Source organism: Chitinophaga filiformis, from assembly GCF_021646545.1.
Classification (GTDB): Bacteria; Bacteroidota; Bacteroidia; order Chitinophagales; family Chitinophagaceae; genus Chitinophaga; species Chitinophaga filiformis_A.
Genome location: NZ_JAKIRP010000003.1, coordinates 95,469 through 119,269, shown reverse-complemented (window position 1 = coordinate 119,269; position 23,801 = coordinate 95,469). Strand labels below are relative to the sequence as shown.

Annotated in this window: 19 protein-coding genes; 13 read left to right on the top strand and 6 right to left on the bottom strand. The window is 47.2% G+C overall.

The genetic code is table 11. The features are described from left to right. Positions 1–7: 7 nt before the first annotated feature. Positions 8–1,240: a TCR/Tet family MFS transporter gene (locus L3C95_RS10315; protein WP_236386493.1), complete on the top strand. Its 1,233-nt coding sequence runs from the start codon at positions 8–10 to the stop codon at positions 1,238–1,240. Between the two features lie 195 nt (positions 1,241–1,435). Here L3C95_RS10315 and L3C95_RS10310 read toward each other — a convergent pair whose 3' ends face one another. Together L3C95_RS10310 and L3C95_RS10305 are read right to left on the bottom strand one after the other, a co-directional pair. Continuing rightward, positions 1,436–2,827, bottom strand: a complete 1,392-nt coding sequence (locus L3C95_RS10310; RefSeq protein WP_236386494.1) for a hypothetical protein — start codon at positions 2,825–2,827, stop codon at positions 1,436–1,438. Positions 2,828–3,021: 194 nt separating this feature from the next. Next, entirely contained in the window at positions 3,022–4,029 is a 1,008-nt protein-coding gene (locus tag L3C95_RS10305) for a hypothetical protein (protein WP_236386497.1), read from the bottom strand. 695 nt (positions 4,030–4,724) lie between these two features. Here L3C95_RS10305 and spt point away from each other — a divergent pair. The 10 genes from spt to L3C95_RS10255 are packed head-to-tail and all read left to right on the top strand — an operon-like array spanning position 4,725 to position 15,752. After that, on the top strand, positions 4,725–5,930 hold the full coding sequence (gene spt, locus L3C95_RS10300; RefSeq protein ID WP_236386499.1) for a serine palmitoyltransferase: 1,206 nt from the start codon (positions 4,725–4,727) through the stop codon (positions 5,928–5,930). Beyond that, entirely contained in the window at positions 5,931–7,115 is a 1,185-nt protein-coding gene (locus L3C95_RS10295) for a hypothetical protein (RefSeq protein WP_236386500.1), read from the top strand. Then, positions 7,112–8,095: an NAD-dependent epimerase/dehydratase family protein gene (locus L3C95_RS10290; protein ID WP_236386502.1), complete on the top strand. Its 984-nt coding sequence runs from the start codon at positions 7,112–7,114 to the stop codon at positions 8,093–8,095. The genes L3C95_RS10295 and L3C95_RS10290 overlap by 4 nt, the downstream gene beginning before the upstream one ends. 32 nt (positions 8,096–8,127) lie before the next feature. Next, entirely contained in the window at positions 8,128–9,453 is a 1,326-nt protein-coding gene (locus tag L3C95_RS10285; RefSeq protein WP_236386504.1) for an inositol-3-phosphate synthase, read from the top strand. Then, entirely contained in the window at positions 9,450–9,914 is a 465-nt protein-coding gene (locus L3C95_RS10280; RefSeq protein ID WP_236386506.1) for a phosphatidylglycerophosphatase A, read from the top strand. Before L3C95_RS10285 ends, L3C95_RS10280 begins: the two co-directional genes overlap by 4 nt. Beyond that, complete coding sequence (locus L3C95_RS10275; RefSeq protein ID WP_236386508.1) at positions 9,911–10,306, top strand: GtrA family protein; 396 nt, start codon at positions 9,911–9,913, stop codon at positions 10,304–10,306. Before L3C95_RS10280 ends, L3C95_RS10275 begins: the two co-directional genes overlap by 4 nt. A 1-nt stretch (position 10,307) precedes the next feature. After that, positions 10,308–12,854 carry a DUF5686 and carboxypeptidase-like regulatory domain-containing protein gene (locus L3C95_RS10270; protein ID WP_236386510.1) on the top strand — a complete coding sequence of 849 codons (2,547 nt, stop codon included), beginning with the start codon at positions 10,308–10,310 and terminating at the stop codon, positions 12,852–12,854. 19 nt (positions 12,855–12,873) lie between these two features. Continuing rightward, positions 12,874–14,148: a DUF4833 domain-containing protein gene (locus tag L3C95_RS10265; RefSeq protein WP_236386512.1), complete on the top strand. Its 1,275-nt coding sequence runs from the start codon at positions 12,874–12,876 to the stop codon at positions 14,146–14,148. Positions 14,149–14,174: 26 nt separating this feature from the next. Then, entirely contained in the window at positions 14,175–14,795 is a 621-nt protein-coding gene (locus tag L3C95_RS10260; protein WP_236386513.1) for a sterol desaturase family protein, read from the top strand. A gap of 6 nt (positions 14,796–14,801) precedes the next feature. After that, positions 14,802–15,752: a phosphatase PAP2 family protein gene (locus L3C95_RS10255; protein ID WP_236386515.1), complete on the top strand. Its 951-nt coding sequence runs from the start codon at positions 14,802–14,804 to the stop codon at positions 15,750–15,752. On the opposite strand, the gene L3C95_RS10250 is transcribed toward L3C95_RS10255, so the two are convergent. Together L3C95_RS10250 and L3C95_RS10245 are read right to left on the bottom strand one after the other, a co-directional pair. Then, positions 15,742–16,959 carry a tetratricopeptide repeat protein gene (locus tag L3C95_RS10250; RefSeq protein WP_236386518.1) on the bottom strand — a complete coding sequence of 406 codons (1,218 nt, stop codon included), beginning with the start codon at positions 16,957–16,959 and terminating at the stop codon, positions 15,742–15,744. The genes L3C95_RS10255 and L3C95_RS10250 overlap by 11 nt on opposite strands. Positions 16,960–17,195: 236 nt before the next feature. Next, positions 17,196–18,011: a hypothetical protein gene (locus L3C95_RS10245; RefSeq protein ID WP_236386520.1), complete on the bottom strand. Its 816-nt coding sequence runs from the start codon at positions 18,009–18,011 to the stop codon at positions 17,196–17,198. A gap of 95 nt (positions 18,012–18,106) precedes the next feature. Here L3C95_RS10245 and L3C95_RS10240 point away from each other — a divergent pair, with 95 nt between their 5' ends. Then, positions 18,107–18,799, top strand: a complete 693-nt coding sequence (locus L3C95_RS10240; RefSeq protein ID WP_236386522.1) for a sulfite oxidase-like oxidoreductase — start codon at positions 18,107–18,109, stop codon at positions 18,797–18,799. 448 nt (positions 18,800–19,247) lie between these two features. Continuing rightward, entirely contained in the window at positions 19,248–20,072 is an 825-nt protein-coding gene (locus tag L3C95_RS10235; protein ID WP_236386523.1) for a hypothetical protein, read from the top strand. A gap of 114 nt (positions 20,073–20,186) precedes the next feature. On the opposite strand, the gene L3C95_RS10230 is transcribed toward L3C95_RS10235, so the two are convergent. Both L3C95_RS10230 and L3C95_RS10225 read right to left on the bottom strand, forming a co-directional pair. Continuing rightward, positions 20,187–21,782: a hypothetical protein gene (locus L3C95_RS10230; RefSeq protein WP_236386524.1), complete on the bottom strand. Its 1,596-nt coding sequence runs from the start codon at positions 21,780–21,782 to the stop codon at positions 20,187–20,189. 61 nt (positions 21,783–21,843) lie between these two features. Next, the gene (locus tag L3C95_RS10225; protein WP_236386525.1) at positions 21,844–23,751 is read right to left on the bottom strand and encodes an AAA domain-containing protein; all 1,908 of its coding nucleotides are present in this window, start codon (positions 23,749–23,751) and stop codon (positions 21,844–21,846) included. Positions 23,752–23,801 lie beyond the last annotated feature (50 nt).

The following is a 23,801-nucleotide window of genomic DNA, read 5'->3' as shown; positions in this document are numbered from 1 at the left end:
ATCTGATATGCAAAAAATAGTCTCAGGGGCGCAATCGCGTTCAGCACTCATTTTCATTTTCATCACACTGCTGATTGACGTGACAGGATTAGGGATCATTATTCCCGTACTACCAAAACTGATAGAACAACTGATTCATGGTAATATGGGAGAAGCGGCCGCCATTGGTGGGTGGTTGACATTTGCCTACGCCCTTGTGCAGTTCATCTGCGCGCCGGTGCTGGGTAACCTGAGCGACCGTTATGGCAGACGGCCTGTATTGTTGTTGTCGCTACTGGGTTTCGGACTGGATTATTTCTTTATGGCCTTTGCACCTGCAATCATATGGCTGTTTGCCGGTCGTATCATATCCGGTGTGATGGGAGCCAGTTTCACGACAGCCGCCGCCTATATAGCAGATGTCAGCACGCCGGAGAAGCGGACACAGAACTTCGGCATTATCGGTGCTGCATTTGGCCTGGGTTTTATACTCGGTCCGCTGATGGGAGGTCTTTTAGGACAGTTTGGTCCGAGGGCGCCCTTTATCGCAGCAGGTATCTTAAGCCTGCTGAATGTTGTGTATGGATACCTGATACTACCTGAGTCACTACCGGTCACGAACAGACGGGCCTTTGAATGGAGACGCGCCAATCCGGTAGGTTCTCTGGTGCAGATGAAGCAATATCCGGCCGTATATGGGCTGATAGCCACCCTGGTACTGATCTATATCGCCAACAACGGGGTACAGACCACCTGGGCATTCTATGGTATGCAGAAGTTCAGCTGGGATGAAGCCTGGGTAGGTTATTCCCTCGGGTTCAGTGGTCTGCTGGTAGCCATCGTTCAGCTGGGCCTGATCCGCCTCATCATTCCCCGTATCGGCACCAAAAACAGTCTGTATGTCGGGCTGGCATTTTACAGCCTGGGGTTGTTACTGTTTGCCTTCGCCACGAATGGGTGGATGATGTTTGTGATACTGGTGCCTTACTCCCTCGGGAATATTGCCAGTCCGGCCTTGCAGAGTATTATTACGGGTCAGATCTCTTCTGCAGAACAGGGAGCATTACAAGGGGGCCTGACCAGTCTCATGAGTGTTGCCACGATCATAGCGCCGCCAATAATGGGAAGCCTGTTTGCCTGGTTCACAGGAAATAACGCGCCTTTCCTTTTCCCGGGCGCCCCGTTTTTTGTCAGTGGGGTACTGGTGTCCGTAAGCATTTTCCTGGCTACCAGAAGCATGCGGAAGTCCAATGTTAGCTAAGAATCCGGTACGGATTCGCTCAGGTTTCTATATCTCCATATCGCTTTACCATCACTTCCATATCACTTTACCGGCATCTATATATCCCTTCGATATAGAAATGTCGGTGAAGTGATATGGAAGTGATGATGAAGCACAGAGATCGAAGCGGGAGAAGATGCTATTGGTAGCTATTCCGTACGGAATCAGTGCCCATTAATTGCCCCTCGTGCGGCCGGCTCTTCCGCTGGAGCCGCCATTGGTTCTGCCGCCGGTCGTGTTGCTGTTGCCGGAGCCACCGCGATAACTTCCGTCTGTCCTTCCGCCGTTTTGTGAGTTGCCTCCCCAGCTGCCGCCACGGGAGCCACCTTCAGTTCTGCCACCATTTTGTGAGTTGCCGTCCCGGTTATTGCCACGGGAGCCTTCATTTCTTCCTCCGTTTTGAGCGTTCCCGTTCCAGCTGCCACCCTGATAATTTCCGGATCTGCCGCCACTCCTGGAACTTCCGCCCCTGATACTGCCATCGATCCGGCCAGGGCTCCTGTCATTGTAATAATCCTGGCGTCCGCCTGGTCTGTTGTTGTTCCAGCCATAGTTATTCCTACCCGAACGATTATCCCGGTAGCCGTTATAGTAATTCCGGCCGCCGTTATAGTTGTTCCTGTAGTACCCGTTGTACCGGCCACCATCGTATCTGCCGGGAAAACGGCCCCGGTCAGCTCTTGCGGACCGGTAGTTTGTCACTATTACACGGTTGCGGTTGTACACCATGCCGGAATAGGTTCGTATTGGATAATACATTCCCCGGGCAGGAGCGATTCTGCTCATGGGAGCATATGCATATCCGTACCTGTAGTGATGACACACCGGCCGATAGGCGTATACAGGCATCGGGTGCCAGGGCCTCCACCATACAGGAGGATTGATCCATGACCAGGGAGAGGTCCATACCACATAAGCAGGCGCATATACGCGGCGTACGCAGGGCCAGAACCACACGTTCACAATGACACCGGTGGGCGCCATCCTGGGAATGCCTGCATCTGCTGCAGGACCGTGTAAACGAGGAGATGTGCTATAGTCAAAGGAATTATCTTCAGCGGAATAAAGGCTGTCGGATACCTCCACTGGTTCTGCGAGGGTCGTTTCACCATAGAGGTCTTCGTCGCCGGCTATCTGGATAACAGCGTTGTTTTCGCCGGTCTTTTCCAGTTCGATAACTGCTACGTCCTGGCTTTCCTGGTTGGATACCAATGCCTGTATGATAAAGAGTTGTACCTGGTTTTGCTTTTTATTGATCACACGCAGGTAATCAATATTACCGTCCGCGTTCAGGTCCAGGTTGTTAACCCTGTTATTTTCTGTATTCAGGAGCCTTTCAAATTCTTCAGGACTATTCGCCTGCTTAAAAAGCGTTAGCGCCCCCTGCAGGCTGAAATTATCACCAGGCAGACCCGTAGAGTCCTGGTCGGGAGGAGACCAGCTGGCGTTATCCCATTCGTCGGGTTGTTCCTGTAATTGCTGCCTTGGATAGTAATCCTGCGCGTTGGCATATAGTACCGGTAACAGGGATATGAACAGTACAGGTAGGGATTGGCTGATCTTCATGACAAAAATGTTTAGTATATAACTAATAAACGAAGTTGAATGTACGAATAGTTTAATAATGCAATATGTGTGCCGTAATTTAGGATGGGCGTGGGTTTGAAATAGATAAGGGGCTACATAATATGTTGCTGTAACACAGCATATTATATAGCCCCTTACTATGATTAGTAGTTTCTTTTGCCTGGTCTTGAGGGTTAATTTCCCCTTTCAGCTCTTTTACGTTTGCCTCCTGTTCTGTTACCTGATCTGTCGCCGGAACGGTTGTTATAGGTTCTTGTGCCTCTGTCCACTCTTGCGGTGCCTCTGTCGGCTCTTGCGCCTCTATCCACATTCCCGCCTCTGTCGGCCCTTGCGGGAGCGTTCGACTGGTACTGTCTGCCGCCACTGTTGGTCCTGTTCGGCGTATACCGGTTTACTCCCCTGGTAGTACGATAATTGTTCACAACCACCCGGTTGCGGTTAATAACGGTTACGGAAGTGGTCCTTACGGGGCGGTAGATGACCCGGGCAGGAGGGATCCTGTAAACCGGGACAACAACGTATCTGCGGGCATAAGCATATCGGACGGGTCGGTATGCATGCCAGGGCATGGGACGCCAGGGATGGTACCATACCGGGCGGCTTACCCAGGTCCAGGGAGAAACCCATACGGTATATGCCGGAGCATATACGAAGCGTACGCACGGCCACAACCATACGTTTACCACCAGCCCTTCGGGTGAATATACGGAAGGACCATGGGTGGCAGGAGTATAGTTAAACGCGTTACTTTCTTCTTCTGCAGGTTCAGCGATGACCGATTCACCGTATATGTCCGCATCGCCCACGATCTGGACGATAGCGTTATTCTCGCCGGTCTTTTGCAGTTCGATAACGGCTATATCCTGGTTTTCTGTGGATGAAACCAGTGCCTGCAGGATAAATACCTGTACATCGTTATCCTTTTTGTTGATGACACGGATATAGTCCGTGTTGCCGTCTTCGTTGAGATCCAGGTTGTTAACTTTGCTGTCGGGAGAATTGAGCAGCTTTTCGAATTGCTCAGGAGACGCAGATTGCTTAAACAGGTCAAGTGCACCCTGCAGGCTGAAATTGTCGCCCGGCAAACCGGTAGAATCCTGTTCGGCCTGTTCCTGGGCTGATGCTGTCAGGGTCATGCCGACACATACAATAAATGCGGTAAGGTAATTTCCGATGTTCATGTGTTAGTTTTTTTGGGATACTCCCGGGTTCACCTGATAATGCGGGGAATATAGGGCCCGGTTATCTTTGCAGTAACTTCTATGAGTATACATAGGTAGACTGTGGGAAAGGGGCATGGTTTAAAAGGAGGGGGCGAGCAGACCGGAGAAATAATAAATTCAGCTTTGTTTTTATGTGGAGATTATTGATTATTAATTGTTTGAATATGTTTATCAACCATTGCTAATACAGATGATGAAATTACCACTTTGTTGTATATATGTAATATTTTGACGTTAATCCCTAATGTTTTTAGGTTTTAATTGAAATTTTTTCCTAATTTGGTGCCGTCATTCTGGTTTGATAATTACAAAAAACCGGCGTATGATATACCTTAGACCACAACTGAATATACTGTTAAACCGCCTTTATTCTTATCACCTATTGTTTAGTTACAACCCGTAGCTACATGTTTAAACCGCAACTAGCATACTGTTAGCGTTACGAAGTCTGGTCGTATGCCAGTGTTCGTAATTGATTGAAATATTATTAAACACTGCTTGTTTGCGGGGGACTTTATCGCTTACCGTCATCGATTCACTGCAAAAATTTAGTGTTCAATATATAAATTTGGATCTGAAAACGTTTTCAGAACAATAATCTTATACTTTCGCATAAAGTAGAAAGATTATACAACAGCTTAAGATATATCAGAATGAGCAAATTGTTACGTGCAAAGGAAGCCTCATTGGCCAGAGTTTACACTACCAAGGAAAAAGGGATCTACCCTTATTTTAGACCGATCTCTTCTTCTCAGGACACTGAAGTTGATATTGACGGTAAGAAAGTGTTAATGTTCGGATCAAACTCCTACCTGGGACTGACGAATCATCCCAAGGTAAAAGAGGCGGCCAAACGTGCCATTGACAAATATGGTACAGGTTGTGCAGGATCCAGGTTCCTGAATGGTACCCTTGATCTTCACCTCGAGTTGGAGCGTCGTCTGGCGGAGTATGTAGGCAAAGAAGCCGCCCTGTGTTTTAGTACGGGGTTCCTGGCTAACCAGGGTGCATTATCGAGCCTGACCGGCCGTAATGATTATATCATTCTGGACGAACTGGATCATGCTTCCATTATTGATGGCAGCCGTCTGTCCTTTTCGAAAGTTATCAAGTACCGCCACAACAACATGGAGGACCTGGAGGCGAAATTGTCAGCCCTGCCACAGTCTTCTGTACGTCTGATCGTTGTGGATGGCGTATTCAGCATGGAGGGTGACATTGCCCGCCTGCCGGAAATAGTGGCCCTGGCAGATACCTATGGCGCCAATATTATGGTAGACGATGCTCACGGACTCGGTGTAGTAGGACTGAATGGCGCAGGTACAGCGTCTCATTTTGGCCTGACTGACAAAGTAGACGTTATCATGGGTACTTTCAGTAAATCTTTTGCGTCTTTGGGTGGCTTCATTGCCGGTGACAAAGACGTGATTGAATACCTGAAGCATGCTGCCCGCTCCCTGATCTTCAGCGCGAGCATGACGCCTGCAGCCGCAGCCAGCGTAATTGCCACCCTGGACATCATCATGTCTGAGCCTGAGCATATTCAACGCCTGTGGGATAATACCAACTACGCACGCAACTTATTAAAGGAAGCAGGTTTCGATACCGGAAATGTATCAGAAACACCTGTTATACCCATCTATATCAGGAACGAAGAAAGTGTATTCCGCATCACCCGTATGCTGCAGGATGAAGGCATATTCGTGAACCCGGTAGTACCTCCGGCAGTTCAGCCAGACGCTACGCTGATAAGGTTTTCCCTGATGTCGACACACACGTTCTCTCAGATCGAGACAGCGATAGACAAATTAACGGAGACATTTACACGTGCGGGTATACCTTTAAAGCAAAAAATATAAATGGAAACATTGCAGACATCTCAGCAAACGGTACATGCTCCGCGACAAACCAACGGTTTGCCAAAGGTGACCATTCAGGCGGTTACCAGCAAGAAACAGTTGGCGCAGTTCATCGATTTCCCGCACGATCTGTACAAGGACGATGAAAATTATGTACCTGAGTTGTTTATTGCTCAACGTGACCTTCTGACTCCGGGAAAACATCCTTTCCATGAACATTCACAGCTGCAGGGATTCCTTGCATTCCGTGGATCAGAACTAGTGGGAAGAATAGCTGCTATCGATAATAAGAACCACAATATTTTCAATAAAACGAACGATGGTTTCTTTGGTTTTTTCGATTGTATCAACGACAGCGAAGTAAGCCAGGCCTTGTTCAATGCAGCCACTAAATGGCTGAAAGACCGTAAGCTGAGCACGCTGGTCGGCCCGGTTAACTTTTCTACCAACGAAACCTGCGGGTTACTGATAGAAGGGTTTGATGGTCCGCCGGTAGTGATGATGACTTACAACTATCCCTACTACATCAAACTCATTGAGGAAGCAGGGCTGGGAACCAAGATCACCATGTATGCCTGGAAGATCATTCCTGAGTACATGGAGGACAGACCATACCGTGTGATGGAGGTGCTGAAGGAAAGACTCACCAGGCGTAATATCACCTTCCGTAAGGTGAACCTGAAAAAGTTTGATGAGGAAGTAAAGAACATCCATGCGATCTATAACAGTGCCTGGGACAAGAACCTTGGTTTTGTGCCGATGACAGAGAAGGAATTCGAGTACCTGGCGAAAGATCTCAAAATGATCCTGGATCCTGATTTTGGTATTGTAGCAGAAGAGAATGGGAAAATGATAGGGTTTGCCCTGGCCATTCCGGATCTTAACCAGATCCTGAGAAAGATAAAAAGAGGTCGCTTATTTCCGACCGGTATTCTGAAACTGTTACTGGGCAAAAAGAAAATAAATGGCGTGAGAGTGTTGGCATTGGGTGTACTGGAATCTCACCGTAAACTGGGAATTGATGCCTGTTTTTACGGGGAGTTAATGAAAGTGGGCAGGGCAAAAGGCGTTGCTTACGGCGAAGGATCCTGGATCCTGGAAACTAATGAAATGATGAATGCCGCTATGCGGGGTATAAACGCAGATCCGTACAGGACCTACAGGATATACGAAAAAGAGATATGAAACCCCGGATACTGATAACAGGCGCCAGCGGTTTTGTAGGATATCATCTGGTGGAGACAGCGCTGGATGCAGGAATGGAGGTTTACGCCGCCGTACGTGCATCAAGTAATGTCTCCCACCTGAAACATTTGCCGGTAAATTTTGTTTATCCTGATTTCAGCAGCAAGGATGATCTGAAAGATCTGATTGTGAAGTATGGATTTGATTACATCATTCATGGAGCAGGCATAACAAAGGCAAAGTCTTTGGACGAATATAACAGGGTCAATGCAGGGTATACCCTCAACCTGGCAGTAGCAGCCGGAGAATCGAGGGTACCGATCAAGAAGTTTGTATTTATTAGTAGTCTGGCGGCCGTAGGCCCCATCGCATATAATGCCAGCTGGCCTGTACCGGATGTGGAGAAGCCCCAGCCGGTAACCAGTTACGGAAAAAGTAAACTACTGGCTGAAGAATACCTGGGAGTTATATCAGATGTCCCCTGGGTAATATTAAGGCCCACCGCAGTGTATGGGCCAAGAGAACGGGACCTTTTCGTATTGTTCAAGACATACAGACGGGGTTTGGAACCTTATATGGGCAAAGGCGCCCAGTGGTTGAGTTTTGTCTACGTCAAGGATCTCGCACAAGCAGCATTGCTGGCACTGACAGCTCCTGTTTCAGGAACTGTGTATAACATTTCAGATGGTAACAGGTACGACCGTTATGCACTGGCCGATGTTATAAAGCAATATCTGAAGCTGCACACTTTTCGTGTTCACCTACCTCTGCCTGTTATCAGAACTGTTGCCACTATTATGGAAATGGTGAGTCGTGGGGCTCCCTTGCTTAATAGAGACAAACTGAATGAATTGACGGCTGAGAACTGGGATTGTAACATTGAGAAGATACGGCAGGACCTGGGCTACCGCCCTGTATACAACCTTGAAAAAGGTATGCGGGAAACGTTAGACTGGTACACCACCAACAAATGGTTTTGATTAAAACAGTTAAATAAAAGTCTCACATTTTTATGAAACATCAAATTAAAGAAGCAAAAGGGAAATTGGGTGTCCTGATGCCGGGCCTTGGCGCGGTAGCTACGACATTCATTGCCGGAGTAGAATCAATTAAGAAAGGGCTGTCAAAGCCTATTGGCTCTGTCGCACAGATGGGCCATATCCGACTGGGAAAAAGAACTGAAAACAGGAATCCGCTGATTAAGGACTTCGTTCCCTTAGCAAATCTGAATGACCTGGTATTTGGTGGTTGGGATGTGTATGAAGATAATGTGTATACCGCCGCAGTCAAAGCGGAAGTACTTGACAGGTTTATGCTGGAAGCTATCAGACCAGAACTGGAATCTATCGTTCCAATGAAGGCAGCTTTCGATAAAAACTTTGTTAAAAATCTGGACGGTACACACGTAAAGGACTACAAGACCCGTTATGACCTGGCACAGGCCGTAATCGAGGATATTAAAAATTTCCAGAAAGAGAAAGGTTGTGACCGTGTTGTAATGGTATGGTGCGGTTCTACCGAAATATATCACGAAGCTGCAGATGTTCACCAGTCACTGGCTGCATTTGAACAGGGGCTGAAAGATAATGATCCGCGTATTGCTCCGAGCATGATCTATGCATATGCGGCACTGACGCTGGGCGTTCCTTTTGCGAACGGTGCGCCTAACCTGACCTGTGACATCCCCGCTCTCGTAGAATTGTCCAAAAAGACTAAAACCCCGATCGCCGGTAAAGACTTCAAAACCGGTCAGACATTGATGAAGACTATTCTGGCCCCAGGTTTGCAGGCACGTGCGCTGGGTATGGAGGGCTGGTTCTCCACCAATATCCTGGGTAACCGCGATGGATGGGTACTGGACGATCCTGATAACTTTAAAACAAAAGAAGTATCCAAACTTGGTGTACTGGAAGATATCTTAATGCCGGACGAAAATTCTGAACTTTATGGTGACATGTACCATAAGATCAGGATCAACTATTATCCTCCGCGTAAGGACAATAAGGAAAGTTGGGATAACATCGACATATTTGGCTGGATGGGCTACAAAATGCAGATCAAGGTGAATTTCCTTTGCCGCGACTCTATCCTGGCTGCGCCAATCGTACTTGACCTCGCTCTGTTCATCGACTTTGCGAAACGCGCCGGTATGAGCGGTATCCAGGAATGGCTGTCCTTCTATCTGAAATCGCCACAAACAGCACCAGGCCTGCGCCCTGAGCATGACATCTTCAAACAGCTGATCAAGTTGCAGAACACCTTGCGTTACCTGATGGGCGAAGATCTGATCACGCACCTGGGTCTGGATTATTACGAAGGAATTTTAAACGAAGGATGATCCGAATTCATAAAATAATCGCTACCAGCCTGGGCATAGGCTACATCGGTAAGGGCGGAGGCACGGTTGCTGCCGCCGTGACAGCTCTCTGCTGGTACCTTGCGCAGGCTGGTAGTAATCTCTCTGCGATGTGGCCGCTGGCCTTTACCATCGGAGTTACATTGTTAGGCGTTTGGTCCGGTACGGAAGTTGAACCGCATTGGGGAAAGGATGATAAGAAAGTGGTGATAGATGAAGTGTCAGGTATGTGCTTCAGCCTGTTGTTCCTCCCGGTAACCCCGGGTTATGTGCTGGCCGGACTTGTATTGTTCAGATTCTTTGATATCCGCAAGCCATTACTGATCCGCCGTACCGAGCAGTTGCCGGGAGGATTTGGAGTAATGATGGATGACGTGGTAGCAGGAGTATACACCAACTTGTTACTGCAGATTGTTTATCACAGTAACGTTTTTGGAAGATGATAAAATTTTTGAAGGCTCAGGCCTCATCACTGATAGCAACAGGTCTGGATTTCCTTGTGGTGATCCTGCTGTCAACCCAGGCGGGAGCCTGGTATGTCGGTGCTAATATGGCCGGTACCTTTACAGGTGGGGCGGCCAACTTTATGATTAACCGGCAGTGGGTCTTTAATAAGGAGAAAGGCGCGATAGGAGGACAGGCACTGCGCTATGGTATCACCTGGGTGGGGAATATGCTGCTGAATGCAGCAGGAGTGTGGCTTATACTACATTTTACAGGATGGTACAGTCTTATTGATAGAGTAGCCATGGTTAAAATGACAGTATCATTGTTGATTGGTTTTACGTATAGTTATATAATGCAGAAGCGGTTCGTTTTTAAAGATGTTAGATAGAATGAATGGTAGTAAAAATATTAGTTTAGGTCTTTTGTTATTGCTTACGCTCGGCTTTAGTTCAGTATTTGCACAAACAACGAAAGTGAAGGGTGTGGTCACAGACAAATCAGGTGCTCCTCTGCCCTTTGTGAGTGTGTTTGTGCCTGGTACGTCTTTCGGCATCTCTACAGATGCTGCAGGGCGGTACGAATTACAGTTTGATAGCCCAAAAGATAGTGTACGCTTTTCCCTGCTGGGATATAAAGCTGTTACAATACGCATACAGAGAGGTAACGAACAGGTCAGGAATGTGAGCCTGGAAAGTGGCGCAAAAACCCTGGGAGAGGTAGTCATCAAGCGTAAGAAGGAAAGATACCGTAACAAGGATAACCCAGCTGTAGAGTTGATCCGACTGGTCATTGACAATAAGTCAAAGAACAGAATGGAGCACTATGACTATGCCAACTATAACCAGTACGAGAAACTGGAGTTTGCGTTGAGTAATGTCTCTGAAAAGATCAGCAACAACCGGTTCACCCGGAAGTATAAATTCGTGTTCGACAACCAGGATACCACCAAGATGGCAGGACGTTCTCTGCTGCCGATGTACCTGGAAGAGAAACTGGCCGATGTATACTACCGCCGGGATCCCGAAAAAAAGAAAACAATTATCACAGCTGATAAGAAGGTCAGCTTTGAGAACTATATAGATAACCGCGGTCTGAGCGCTTATCTGAACCACATCTACCAGGACGTGGATATCTACGACAACAATATGATGTTGTTTACGAACCAGTTCCTGAGTCCCATTGCAGATGCAGGTCCGACTTTTTACAAGTACTACATTGCTGATACCATCAAAACAGCAGACAGCACAAAACTGATTGTTCTGGAATTCTATCCCAGGAACAAAGCTGACCGTTTACTGGAAGGTAAAATGTACATCACGCTGGATGGGAAATACGCTATACAGAAGGCGGATATGACGGCCAATAAGGAGATCAACCTGAACTTTATCCGTGATTTCCACCTCTATATGGACTTCGAAAAGACACCGGATGGCCGTTATTTCATGAACAAGAACACCCTGATGGCCGACTTCGGTCTCTTCAAGGGTAAGAGCGGTCTTTACGGAGAGCGTACCGTGTCCCTGAAGAACATGGTGATCAACAAGCCAATGCCGGACAAGTTCTATGAAGGAAGCTCTTTCGTTGAGAACGAACAGGAAGTGGTGAAGCCGGAAAGCTTCTGGGAACAGAACAGGCATGATACCCTGACCGCCGCAGAGTCGAAGGTATACGCCAATATTGACAGCCTGCAGCGTATGAGATCTTTCAGACGCACCATGGATATCGCTACCCTGTTGCTGGCCGGGTGGAAAAGCGTAGGGCCTAAGTTTGAAATAGGTCCGGTAAACACCTTCTATAATTTCAACCCGGTGGAAGGTTTCCGCCTGAGGTTGGGAGGAAGGACCACGCCCAAGTTCAATAAGAGCATCTACCTCGAAGGATACGGCGCTTACGGCTTCAAGGACGAGAAATGGAAATATTACTTCGGAGGCTCTTATGCCTTCAACCATAAGTCAATTTACGATTGGCCGGTACGTGCCATTAAGGCCAGCTACCAGCATGATACGAAGATCCCGGGCCAGGAGCTGCAGTTTGTACAGGAGGATAACTTCCTGCTGTCCTTCAAGCGTGGTAACAACGATAAATGGCTCTACAATGACATCTACAGGTTGTATTACCTGCATGAGCTGTATAATCACTCCTCTTTCCAGGTAGGCTTCAAACACTGGCAGCAGACACCCGCCGGCACCCTGTCTTACTATAAAGGCACGAGCCAGGCCGACAGCGTAAAGAAGATCACTACTTCTGAATTATCGCTGGAACTGCGTTGGGCGCCTCACGAGCAATTCTACCAGGGAAAGAACTTCAGGATCCCCATCCCCAACAAATATCCTATCTTCACACTCAGAGCAATCGCGGGAGTGAAGGGGCTGTTCGGTAGCGGATACAATTACCAGAACATCACCCTGAATATTTATAAGATGGTATACCTTTCACAGCTTGGGTATAGTGAGGTTGTAGTAGAGGGTGGTTACATCTTCGGACACATACCTTATCCGTTGTTGACCATCCACAGAGCGAACCAGACATATGCTTACCAGTTACAGTCTTATAACCTGATGAACTTCCTGGAATTTGTGAGTGACCGCTATGCTGGTATAAATATTGACCATAGCTTTAACGGATTTATCTTCAATAAGATACCTTTGCTGAAAAAATTGAAACTCCGTGAGGTAGCAACAGTGAAGGTGCTGTACGGAGGATTGAGCAAAGGCAACGATCCAAGGCTGGATCCGTCAAAGATACAGTTCTCAAATTATGCGGATGGAGTACCCATCACCTATACACTTGGCAGTACGCCATATGTGGAAGGAAGCGTGGGTATCGCCAATATATTTAAACTGCTCAGGTTAGATCTCGTGAAGAGGTTTACTTACCTGGATAATCCATTGATTGCCAATTGGGGTATCAGGGGCAGGGTTAGATTTGATTTTTAATGTTTTTCAATCGTAAGCCATGAAAAAACGATTCAGAGATAAGCTGCAGCAAGCAATTTACGTGGTGATCAACCCTTTGGTAAAGGGTTTGATCAAGCTGGGGCTGACGCCTAACGCTGTCACCCTGATCGGATTCCTGCTGAACATAGGTGTAGTAGTGATATTTGTGACGGGAGTCGAGGAAGGTAACAGGGGAGACCTGTCCTACGTAGGATGGGCCGGTGCCCTGATCCTTTTTGCAGGATTATTTGATATGCTGGACGGGCAGGTAGCCCGCCTGGGAAATATGGGGTCGCGTTTCGGCGCCCTCTTCGATTCGGTACTCGATCGCTATAGTGAAATGGTATTGTTCCTCGGCATCTGTTATTACCTGATCGGACATCACTATTTCCTGAGCTCCATATTCGCCTTTATTGCGCTGATCGGCTCTATGATGGTAAGTTATACCAGGGCGCGTGCAGAAGGTCTTGGTATTGAGTGTAAAGGAGGACTGATGCAACGCCCCGAGAGGATCGTGATCATTTCCGTATCTGCTATTGCCTGTGGCATCACCTCACACTTCATTGGCGGGGATTACAAGCTATACATACCAGGCATTCCTTTCCATGTATTTGAGACCATCTCGATCTTCACCTTCCCGCTGTTCATTATGGCGATCATGACCAATATAACAGCGGTAGGCCGGCTGAGGGATGCAAAGAAAGCAATTGATCAGCAGGACCAGGTAACCCGTGTGATCAGAAGCGCTACCACCACTCCAGTGATCGCACTGCTCATCATGGTACTGCCTGTTATGACAATGGCAAATGCACAGACCGTGAGAACAGAACCTGTATTCCCGGTTCCGCAGAATATTCCGCATATGCTGTTCTATATGCAGCGTACGCCGAATGCCAACACGATTGTCTACGACCTGAACCTGCAGAAAGATGGCTCACTTGATGAAGATGAGCCGGTGAATATTTACTGGATCAGGTACACCGAAAATGGTGAAAAGAAGGGATTAAATTACATACAACGTAAATTTGCGTACGGACTGAAGGTAAAGCAACTGTCGAAAGACAAGTATGAATTGCGTTCTGTAGCTTATGATAAGAAAAAGATGTACCTGATGAAGTCTGCCCAGGGCGATTACCATATCTACACACAGATAGGTACTGTCATGGCGCAGCTGAACAGGATTTACCTGCAGATCGAAGGAGGCACCTTCTGGTTCCCGAATGTGGTATACATAGAAATGAAAGGAGTAGACCCTGCTACCGGTAAAGAAATAAAGGAGCAGTTCAAGCCCTAAAAGGTTGATTGTTAAATTCACAACGAATGAGTAATAGACAGTACGTTTCCAACTCGCAAGAGTCTGTGCCTATGTTCAAGAACGGACTACTGGAAAAATTATCTAAGGTGCATTTCAGCGTTCCGCTGTTCTTATATATTCCTGTTATCGCCTATTGCTGCTGGACAGCACTGGTAACTGTGAATGCAGGTGTACTGATATGGCTGCTCAGCGTATTGGCCGGTATCTTTATCTGGTCGCTGACAGAATATATCATGCATCGTTTTGTATTCCATTTTGAACCGGAGTCTTCCTGGGGTAAAAAGCTGCATTTCATCTTCCATGGTGTGCATCATGACTATCCTAACGACAGATTGCGCCTGGTACTGCCACCATCTGTGAGCATACCGCTGGCGTTGGGATTCTGGTTCCTATATAGAAGTTTTATACCTGAAGTATATTTTTACGGATTTTATGCAGGCTTCATCGGCGGATATCTTTTCTACGATATCTCCCACTATGCCCTGCACCATTTCAATTTTAAGGCAAAGTTCTGGAAGAAGTTAAAGAAACACCACATGATGCATCACTATGCCGATGCTTCCAAAGGATATGGTGTGAGTTCTTCATTCTGGGACAAGATCTTCGGATCAGATTTTCAAAAGTGAGATAAGATGGATGCACCGGTTCCTGCCAGGCCTACAACTGCTTTTTTTGATAGGCGAAATATGCTGATCGTTACTGCGATCAGCATAGCTTATCTGTTGCTTTCAGGCTGGCTGGTTGGCTTTAAGACTGATCAGATATGGCTGATCGCTATTTTTAACGTCTGTTATTACGTATCGAGACCGACCCGGCGTTTTATACTGGGTTTTTCGATCTTCATTTTTTACTGGATCGTGTTCGACTATATGAAGGCATTCCCCAATTACCTGACGGGGCCTGTACATATCAAAGACATTTATGAGACAGAAAAAGCATGGTTTGGCGTGATGATGGATGGAGTGAAAGTGACCCCGAACGAGTACTGGCTGCATCATACCAGCGTATGGCTGGACGTGTTGACAGGATCATTCTACTTATGCTGGGTGCCGGTACCACTGGCATTCGCTACGTACCTGTTCTATAAGGACAGGCTGGCATTCCTGCATTTCGCCTTCACCTTTATACTGGTTAACTGGGTAGGATATATCATCTACTATACGTATCCTGCCGCGCCACCATGGTATGTACAGTTACACGGGTTTGACTTTATAGCCAGCACACCGGGTAATACAGCCGGACTGGCGAGGTTTGACACCGCGCTGAACGTTAATATCTTCGGCTCTTTATATGCAAAAGGATCAAACGTATTTGCGGCGATGCCCTCATTGCATTCTGCTTATCCGTTGATCGTGTTCTTCTATGCAAGGAAGACCACCAATCTTTTCTTCACGACTATTTTTGGCATCATATCCATCGGTATCTGGTTTGCCGCTGTTTATACCAGCCATCACTACGTACTGGATGTATTGGCGGGTATTGCCTGCGCCAGCGTAGGTATTGCCTTATACCGGCTCGTATTGATGAGAAGTGTGGCTTATAACGAACGGATCAACAAGTATTATTTAGCCGTTACGAAGTAGTAGCTTTTTGTTTGTCCAGGCGGCGTAACAATTCTTCCACTTCATTGCCATAATTACGTTTAAAGTGAAATCGTTGCGCCTTCAGGAGCATTTCCCTGGCAGTGTCTTCGTCTTGTTCTTTCAGGGCGAGCAATGCCAGGTTCCTATAGGCATAGGCATTGCCTTTATTGAACTGCAGTGATTTAAGTATAAGCTCCCTGGCTGCCACAGGGAATCCAAGGTGCATCAGCACATAACCTTTATTATTGTAGGCATAGGCGCATTCTTCATCATACGCAATGGCCTGATCAAAATAAGAGATCGCTTCCACATACAATTCCAGCTTGATACATTCAAACCCGAGACTATTCAGCAGTTCCGAAGATCCCGGATTCATTGATAATGCGTGTTCGTAAAGGCGTTGTGCCCACGCATGATTACCCAGCTCACTGTAACAATGTGCTACTTCCGCCAGTACTCCTGTATGTTGCGGATGTTTCTTGTGTACCTTTTCATAGAAGGGAAGGGCCTTTTGGAAGTTCCTTTCCACTCTCCATGTTACCCCCGACAGCCACAATGCATTCACATGATCGGGCTGCATCTGTAACACCAGGTGGCAGAGCGCCCGGCACCTGTGGATATCGTTATACTGCAGGAGGGCCTGGGCTTCCCTGAAATATCTTTCTACAGCCATCTTCTTCTGCTGAGGACCGTAAAACAGCCGGATCAGCGGGTGGAAGAAACTGATATGGGAGGTTTTGATGCGGGGACTACGGAAAGGGACCTCGGTCTGAATATTCCTAAGTGCCCGGATCTGTTCCAGGTAGCTGTCGAAGATGATACCAAGCGACTGGAATTTGTACTGACAGCGGTTCTCTATACTGAGCAGGGAGAGGATGATGTGCTGGGGATGGAGCTGTTCATCTCCCAGTTTTTTCTGGTAATACGCAGCATTTTCCAACATCCTTTCCGCCTCCGTCATAATAGGCACTTTGGGCCTGTTTCCCGTGGGGATAGGAGTGCCGGGACGTTGTTCCCAGTTAAGGGCGTGCAGCCACTGGACGAGCTTCTCCCGGTCAGCCGCATCAATGGCGATATCACTGGCGTAAGAGTCCAGAATACCCAGGAGAATCATCTGGCTGTCTATGTAAAAAAGTTTCCTCTCCAGGCTAAAAGTCCTGGCATAGGCAAATGCTGTCTTCAGTTCATAGGAGGAAGTCAAAAGCATCAGCAATGGTTAAGTACAGTATCAAATTTATATCATTTATGGGTATCTGCCAGCGGTCAAATTACCAGAATTCAATGCGCCGATACCTCATTCCGGGGCCGTTCCGGCGAATCATCACAAATGCAGATCCTCCGTTAAAACGAGTATACCATTTTTCACTGCAATTGGATTGTGATTGAGGGTGTTATCCAGTAAAATAAAAGAAACATATAGTCAAGTCTGCATATCCGCCGGTATTACCTCAAATCCGGGTTGGTGCGGAAAATCCAGTTGATGGTTCTGTCAATATTACTTCTCGAAGTAACATTCGGGTCATCGGCATTGCCTAATCCCACGGATGCTCCAAAAATCTTTACAGCCCAATCGCTGGTTTCAGGCAAATGATCATCTTCTAAGCGATGTAGGGTGTTATAACAGGTATTGAGTTCATGCGTCCAGGCGCTCTCGCCATATTTCAGTCTGCACAGTCTGGCAAACCAACCGTAAATGCCTGCATGAGCCTCTGCATTGGCCAGCCAGGGTTTCAACATATCCAGGGCTTTGGTCGTATCGCCCAACCGCGTGCAGGCAAAAGAAGCCAGGATGGCATTGTTAACGCCAATTTCCAGAAGGCTGTTGGCGTCTGCACAAAACTCTCCACTATGCTGCTGGTGGTTTATTGTATCCACATAGGCAACAATCGTTTTGAAATAAGTACTGGCACTATCTGAATTGCCCTGTTTTTCGAAGTCAAGTGCAATTTCTGTCATGCGCGTCGATGGACCGGCGAAAGCCACCGGATAATCATAACGCAGGTAATAAAAAATCCCGGTATGGACGATGGTAGTATCATATTTGCGGTTAATGATCCATGTAGTATCATTATGGGATATAACAGTATCACATGACGTATAATAGAGATCAAACAGGGAGTCTTCCTGTGCCTGCGTCATACGGGCCCAATACTTATCAAAATCGCTTAAATTAAACGCCTTAGGAGGATTTCTGGAATCATTACAGGCAAACAGCCCAAACGTCAGTAAAAGTGTAATTAAGGATGATATTTTATTCATGGCCAGGGATGTGGATGTCTCCGATTATAATGGACGCAATTTAAATGTTTGATATTCATATTTACGAATTTTTCAATAATCCCTACCTTCATCTTATGGAAGAATCAGAAAAATTAAAAAGGGTGGTCGAAGCCCGTATGAAGCTAAAAGCCCGTTTTGAGGACAAGATCAGGCAGACGCCTTCCGTTGCCGACGACAGGCCTATGGGTTCCGGTAAACCTAATCGTCATGGCATGCCGGTAGTACCAGTTGGGCAGATCATCACGCATAAGTGGCCTGTGCTCGACCTGGGTATTGAACCGGAGGTTCCCCTGGATGAATGGCGACTGGTGATAGATGGCGCAGTGGAACACCCGGTAGAACTTACCTGGGACGATTTTATGGCTTTACCGCAGACAGAAGATACTTCCGACTTCCACTGTGTTACCACCTGGTCTAAACTGGACATGAACTGGAAAGGAGTACGCCTGCTGGATCTGGCGGCGCTCGTGCAGCCCCATGACAATGCCACACATATCCTGTGTTACGGATATGATGATTATACGACCAATGTTTCGCTGGAAGAAGCATTGAAACCTGACGTGCTGCTGGTACACACCGTTGAGGGAGCACCTTTGCCGATAGAGCATGGCGGTCCGGTAAGAATGATCACGCCTCAGTTATATGCCTGGAAAGGATCAAAATGGATCCGGAGGATAGAATTCCTGACAGAAAACAAATTAGGCTTCTGGGAGGAACGCGGCTATTCCAATACGGCCTATCCCTGGAGGAACGACCGGTATAGCTGATTTTCATTCGCCGTATGGCGGATAGTACATCCCCCGATGCCAGGGCTCATTCCTGGGGTGCGCACCCGGGTTACAAATATGCAGTATGACCTTTCTCACATATGGGGGATAAACATGTCCCCCAATTAGTCTGCTCCGGTTCCTCATCATATGCCGGTTACAAACACCCGGTTCACTCAGACAGCCATAACTCATATTTCCGGTCTAATTGTTTGATTTTTATCATTTTTACTTTGTTATGTGTAATTCTGTTGATATAACAGATTGTAGCTTTGTGATCTCAAAAAGTGAGTACTCCCGGTGAAAATGTTGTTAGATCACTAGAATAGGGGATGGATATGACCAGGTTTGGTAATTTTCAATGAGCACAGATATTTTGAGCTTTGCATACTCAATCAGAGTAATCATTAAAAAACTCAAAATGAAGTTCAGAAAAACCTTAGCTGCAATGTCACTCTTTGTTTTGGCAGCAACATGTATTGTAAGTTGTGATGATGACGATGACGTTCAGAACCCTGCTGTGAATGCAGATGTAAGACTGCAAACTAACGAGAAACTGGGAAAAATATTAACTGACAACCAGGGACGTACCCTCTACTCCTTTGCATTGGATGTGAATGGACAGGCTGCCTGCAGCGGCGACTGTATTGCGAAATGGCCAGTATTTTACAAAGCCAACCCAAGCCTTGAAACAGGTCTTGACGCTGCAGATTTTGGTGTGATCACCCGCGCAGATGGCGCAAAACAGTCTACTTACAAAGGCTGGCCACTGTACTATTTCCAGGGCGATACCAAAGCCGGCGATATCAAAGGCGATAGTGCAGGTGGAACCTGGTTTACTGCAAAACCTGATTATTCTGTAGCATTAGGGAAAGCACAACTGGTGGGCAAAGATGGTGTTAAATACACCGGCAAATATGTTCCCGGTGATGAACTGACAGAATTCATCACAGACGATTACGGCAGAACGTTGTATCAGTTCTCAAAAGATTCGTTCAACATTAACAAGTATACACTACCTGATTTCAGTAATGATGCTGTATGGCCTGTTTACCAGGAAACAGTAGTACAAAATATTCCCACTATCCTGAAAAAGGCTGACTTTGGAGTGATAGATGTACATGGTAAGAAACAGCTGGCCTACAGAGGCTGGGCGCTGTATTACTATGGCGGAGACGAAAATAAAAGGGGTAACACCAAAGGTGTGAGCGTTCCGACACCAGGCATCTGGCCTATCAATAACAACGGAACGTTAACAGCGCCTAAAAAATAGGAGCTGCTAACACCCCGCTGTCATGACAACTGTGGCAGAAACTTATGTTACATGAACAGTGTAAACAGTTGTAGGTTTAGCAATGGCTGGAGTATTCCTACTTTAGCCTTTTTTTTATTCTTCCGGCGTCAGCCACACCAGCCTGGATTTTCTTTCCTTGCTGTTTATCTCCAGCTTAAGCGTTACATATGTGTTAGTGGACCTGTTATAGTCTGAAAGATTGAATACCGCCAGGGCGTGCTTCTCTTCCTTTTTCAGCGGACCAAAAAACAGGCGTCTTTCCGGTGCGGGACTTCCTGTTACATACGAGAATGCCTGGGCGCTGGTCAGTGAACGCATTGGCACTACATTCCCATTCTCCGGATGTGTGTTCTGCTCCGCATCATTCAGGAGAACGTATAACTTCCGCTTTGTATGCAGATAAGAAAATGAACGGTACTGGTCCGCCTGTATCAAATGCTGGGTGGATAATTTCCTTTGTGCGATATAGAAAGAAGGGTAGTCGGTGTTTTTCAGATACTGTTTTTTCGGAATGAAGCTGGCAGACTGCATTTTGCCGCTGACGTCAAATGAGGCAACTGCTAGGTTGTCCAGCATATAGTAAGTGTAGGGTGTAGCATCCCGTGGTGTATGTTTTTCGCTGATCAGTTCTTCGTAAATAACAGAAAAGCTGCCATCATCGTTGATGACGATATCCTGAGGCATTCCTGTAAATGTTTCATTTGGCCCATATAGCTTCTTTTTCTGCACATCGGCTTCGGCAGGATATAGATTGATCTCCTGCTCGACTTTGGCCTTAAAAGGGTCTATAATGAGCAGGAAACCTGCATATGGCTGCGGGTTGGCATCCTCGATATGAGCAGCGCCCAGCAGCATCAGTTTCTTTGTGACAGGATTGAACCGCACAATAGCACTGTCGGCAATGCGATTATCAGACAGGTCGAGCAATTCAGAGGTCATACGCCTTCCGTTTTTGGTGAGCGTCATCATCACCAGTTGTCCTTCCCGGTCGTTGGAGGTGATCTCATTGTATGCAAACCCCAGTATGCATACCCTGTCATCTCCTAATACAGCCATGTCAAGGTAGTTCAGAGAAGCATATTTGAAAGCCGGCTGGTAAAAGGCCCGGCTAATCTCCTGGTGATCGCCGTTATATACAACCACCTCCATCTGGTTTTTATCTGCGAGATCACTTTTATCGCGATGGATGAATAATGCGTAGTGATCGCTGGCCGGATCTTTACTGACTGAGAAAGAGTTTACAGGATCAAATTCAGGTATCCAGCGTACGTCTTTAAACAGGTATTTTTCTGCTTCCGCGATCTTTTCTTCCCTCTCCAGGTTGCCGGTGGCGCCGTCAAACAGTAATCTGTAGAGCACAGGTGTTCTTTCATGGACCTCACTGATCAGGAGTGCGATAGTGTTATTAGTTTCGAAAATAGCATTGACACGAGCTCCTTTCAGTTTTCCAAAAGAAGGATCGTGATGTTTGTAACCCGCCAGTTTATGCTCGGGATTGTAAATAGTGAGATCTATTCCGTTTCTGGCGCTCAGGTGTACGACGATGGTATTGCCGTTTTTGAGCTGGAGCAGCTTCGCATGACCGGTTTCAGGTTCCTCAAATAAGGGAGTTTCAGCTACGGTTTTGAATTGCCCATAGGCAAGTGCCTGCAACAGTACCACCAGGCACATCAGGGTGATTCTTTTCATAGGTTCAGGTTGTTAGGATAGAGTTATGACAATTGGCAATAAAGGTATCAAAATTTCCGACCTAGTTATCCATAAATTCCCAGGCGCTCTGGTAGGCGTTTTGCTGCTCTGCGTAAGAGATAAACCCTGCATAGAAGGGCAATTGGGAAAGTGTGGCGCTGTCGCCTATGATTACCAGCTTCTTACGGGCCCTTGTCATGGCCACATTCATGCGGCGGATGTCGGACAGGAAGCCGATCTTGTTATCGTTATTGCTCCTCGTCATACTGATATATACAATATCCCTTTCCTGCCCCTGGAAACTGTCGATCGTATTTACAGAGATCTTATCCCCGTAGGATTGCAGTGCTGGAGAGTCCTGCAGCTGTTCCTTCAGGAGATGGATCTGCTGCTTGTAGGGCGAAATAATAGCAATAGAGGGAAAATCTTCCTGCTGGTAATGTGTGTTGAGCCCTGTTACAAACTGTGTCAGGTGTTTGAAAAGGAAGGCAGCTTCCTCCGGATTGGTCGTGCTGGTGCCTTCGGATTTTTCGTCAAATCCGCAGCCGGCGGTATCCACAAAAGAAAGGGGCATATCCTGCGGAAAGAGGGTATGTCCGGCCACAGAAGCGTGCGCCTTCAGTCTGTCTTCGTAGAAGATGGAAGAAGAATAACCCATGATCAGCTGGTGCATGCGGTACTGTTCTTCCAGCAGCACCACCGATTCAGGATGGCGGGCGATGCATTTTTCCAGCAGGGTGGTACTCAGCCCGTTCCTGGCGGCTTCGTCCGACTTTACAGTAGGGGACAGCTGGCAATGGTCGCCGGCCAGCACTACCTTCTGTGCTTTCAGGATCGGAATCCAGCAGGCTGGTTCCAGTGCCTGTCCGGCTTCGTCAATGACGATGGTATGGTATTTCAGCTGGCGTACGGTGTAGTGATTGGCGCCCACCAGGGTAGCAGTGATCACCTGTGCCTTTGTCAGCAGGTCGTCCATGATGTATTGTTCGGTATTTTCGACGGATTTCATGATACTGCGGGCCTCGTCAAACAGCGCCTTGCGTTGTTCCCGTTCTGCCTTTCCGAAATTCCGCTTGTACTTATGTGCCATGTCCCGGAATTCATTCGCCTGTTTTTTCAGGCGTTTGATCTCCTTCATGCTGTTGTGTTCCGCCATCCGGCTATCCAGCGTCAGGGCTGACAGCCGTTCGGAAACACGGGCCGGGTTACCCACGCGTAATACGTTCAGTCCTTCGTCGGCCAGTTTTTCACTGAGCAGGTCCACAGCGGTATTGCTGGGTGCAACCACCAGTATCTGTTTGTTATCCTGTTTTATCAGCGCTTTGATAGCCTGTACCAGGGTAGTGGTTTTTCCTGTGCCGGGAGGGCCGTGTACAATAGCCAGGTCATTCGCCGCCAGTATGCGGTTCACAGCGGCCTGCTGGGAATCATTCAGGCGGGGGATGGTAACCGGTGGCACATCATCCCGGAAGGTAGGCGATTTTTCGCCGGTCAGGATGCTGATGAGACGATCATTCTCTTCCTTGTTGATACGGGTATCGGCCTGTTTAAGGGCATTTTGCATCTCATCATAGCTGTTGTCGTCAAACAGCAGATCAATGCCTAATTTGCCATTATTGGCCCATTCGGGCAGCTCATCCGTACGGAGTGTGATTTTCAGGCGGTTACCCCCCTGGTAGGAGATAGTGCCTTCTACCCGGTCTGTTTTAGGATCATGATTCGAAAACAGAACTGCTGATACGCCAAAACGGAGCTGGTGAACGATATCCTGGTGAGTAGTACGCTCCACTTCCACGGTGAGATAGTCTCCGCGGCTCATTTCCGAACCTCTGATGGCAATAGGGTACCAGGTAAGCCCATTAGCCCTGCGCTCGGCTACGGACGTTGATGCTGTCATTTCCAGATATGCGTTCCTGTCTACTTCCCGCTCAGTTTTCAGTAATTCAAGCAGCTTTTTGAAATAATCCATCCTGCAAAGGTAAGACGAATAGAAGATATTAGCTGAGAACTGGCGAACAG

Coding starts and splice junctions, on each gene's coding strand:
- L3C95_RS10315 (WP_236386493.1), top strand. CDS start 8: ATGCAAAAAATAGTCTCAGGGGCGCAATCGCGTTCAGCACTCATTTTC.
- L3C95_RS10310 (WP_236386494.1), bottom strand. CDS start 2,827: ATGAAGATCAGCCAATCCCTACCTGTACTGTTCATATCCCTGTTACCG.
- L3C95_RS10305 (WP_236386497.1), bottom strand. CDS start 4,029: ATGAACATCGGAAATTACCTTACCGCATTTATTGTATGTGTCGGCATG.
- spt (WP_236386499.1), top strand. CDS start 4,725: ATGAGCAAATTGTTACGTGCAAAGGAAGCCTCATTGGCCAGAGTTTAC.
- L3C95_RS10295 (WP_236386500.1), top strand. CDS start 5,931: ATGGAAACATTGCAGACATCTCAGCAAACGGTACATGCTCCGCGACAA.
- L3C95_RS10290 (WP_236386502.1), top strand. CDS start 7,112: ATGAAACCCCGGATACTGATAACAGGCGCCAGCGGTTTTGTAGGATAT.
- L3C95_RS10285 (WP_236386504.1), top strand. CDS start 8,128: ATGAAACATCAAATTAAAGAAGCAAAAGGGAAATTGGGTGTCCTGATG.
- L3C95_RS10280 (WP_236386506.1), top strand. CDS start 9,450: ATGATCCGAATTCATAAAATAATCGCTACCAGCCTGGGCATAGGCTAC.
- L3C95_RS10275 (WP_236386508.1), top strand. CDS start 9,911: ATGATAAAATTTTTGAAGGCTCAGGCCTCATCACTGATAGCAACAGGT.
- L3C95_RS10270 (WP_236386510.1), top strand. CDS start 10,308: ATGAATGGTAGTAAAAATATTAGTTTAGGTCTTTTGTTATTGCTTACG.
- L3C95_RS10265 (WP_236386512.1), top strand. CDS start 12,874: ATGAAAAAACGATTCAGAGATAAGCTGCAGCAAGCAATTTACGTGGTG.
- L3C95_RS10260 (WP_236386513.1), top strand. CDS start 14,175: ATGAGTAATAGACAGTACGTTTCCAACTCGCAAGAGTCTGTGCCTATG.
- L3C95_RS10255 (WP_236386515.1), top strand. CDS start 14,802: ATGGATGCACCGGTTCCTGCCAGGCCTACAACTGCTTTTTTTGATAGG.
- L3C95_RS10250 (WP_236386518.1), bottom strand. CDS start 16,959: ATGCTTTTGACTTCCTCCTATGAACTGAAGACAGCATTTGCCTATGCC.
- L3C95_RS10245 (WP_236386520.1), bottom strand. CDS start 18,011: ATGAATAAAATATCATCCTTAATTACACTTTTACTGACGTTTGGGCTG.
- L3C95_RS10240 (WP_236386522.1), top strand. CDS start 18,107: ATGGAAGAATCAGAAAAATTAAAAAGGGTGGTCGAAGCCCGTATGAAG.
- L3C95_RS10235 (WP_236386523.1), top strand. CDS start 19,248: ATGTCACTCTTTGTTTTGGCAGCAACATGTATTGTAAGTTGTGATGAT.
- L3C95_RS10230 (WP_236386524.1), bottom strand. CDS start 21,782: ATGAAAAGAATCACCCTGATGTGCCTGGTGGTACTGTTGCAGGCACTT.
- L3C95_RS10225 (WP_236386525.1), bottom strand. CDS start 23,751: ATGGATTATTTCAAAAAGCTGCTTGAATTACTGAAAACTGAGCGGGAA.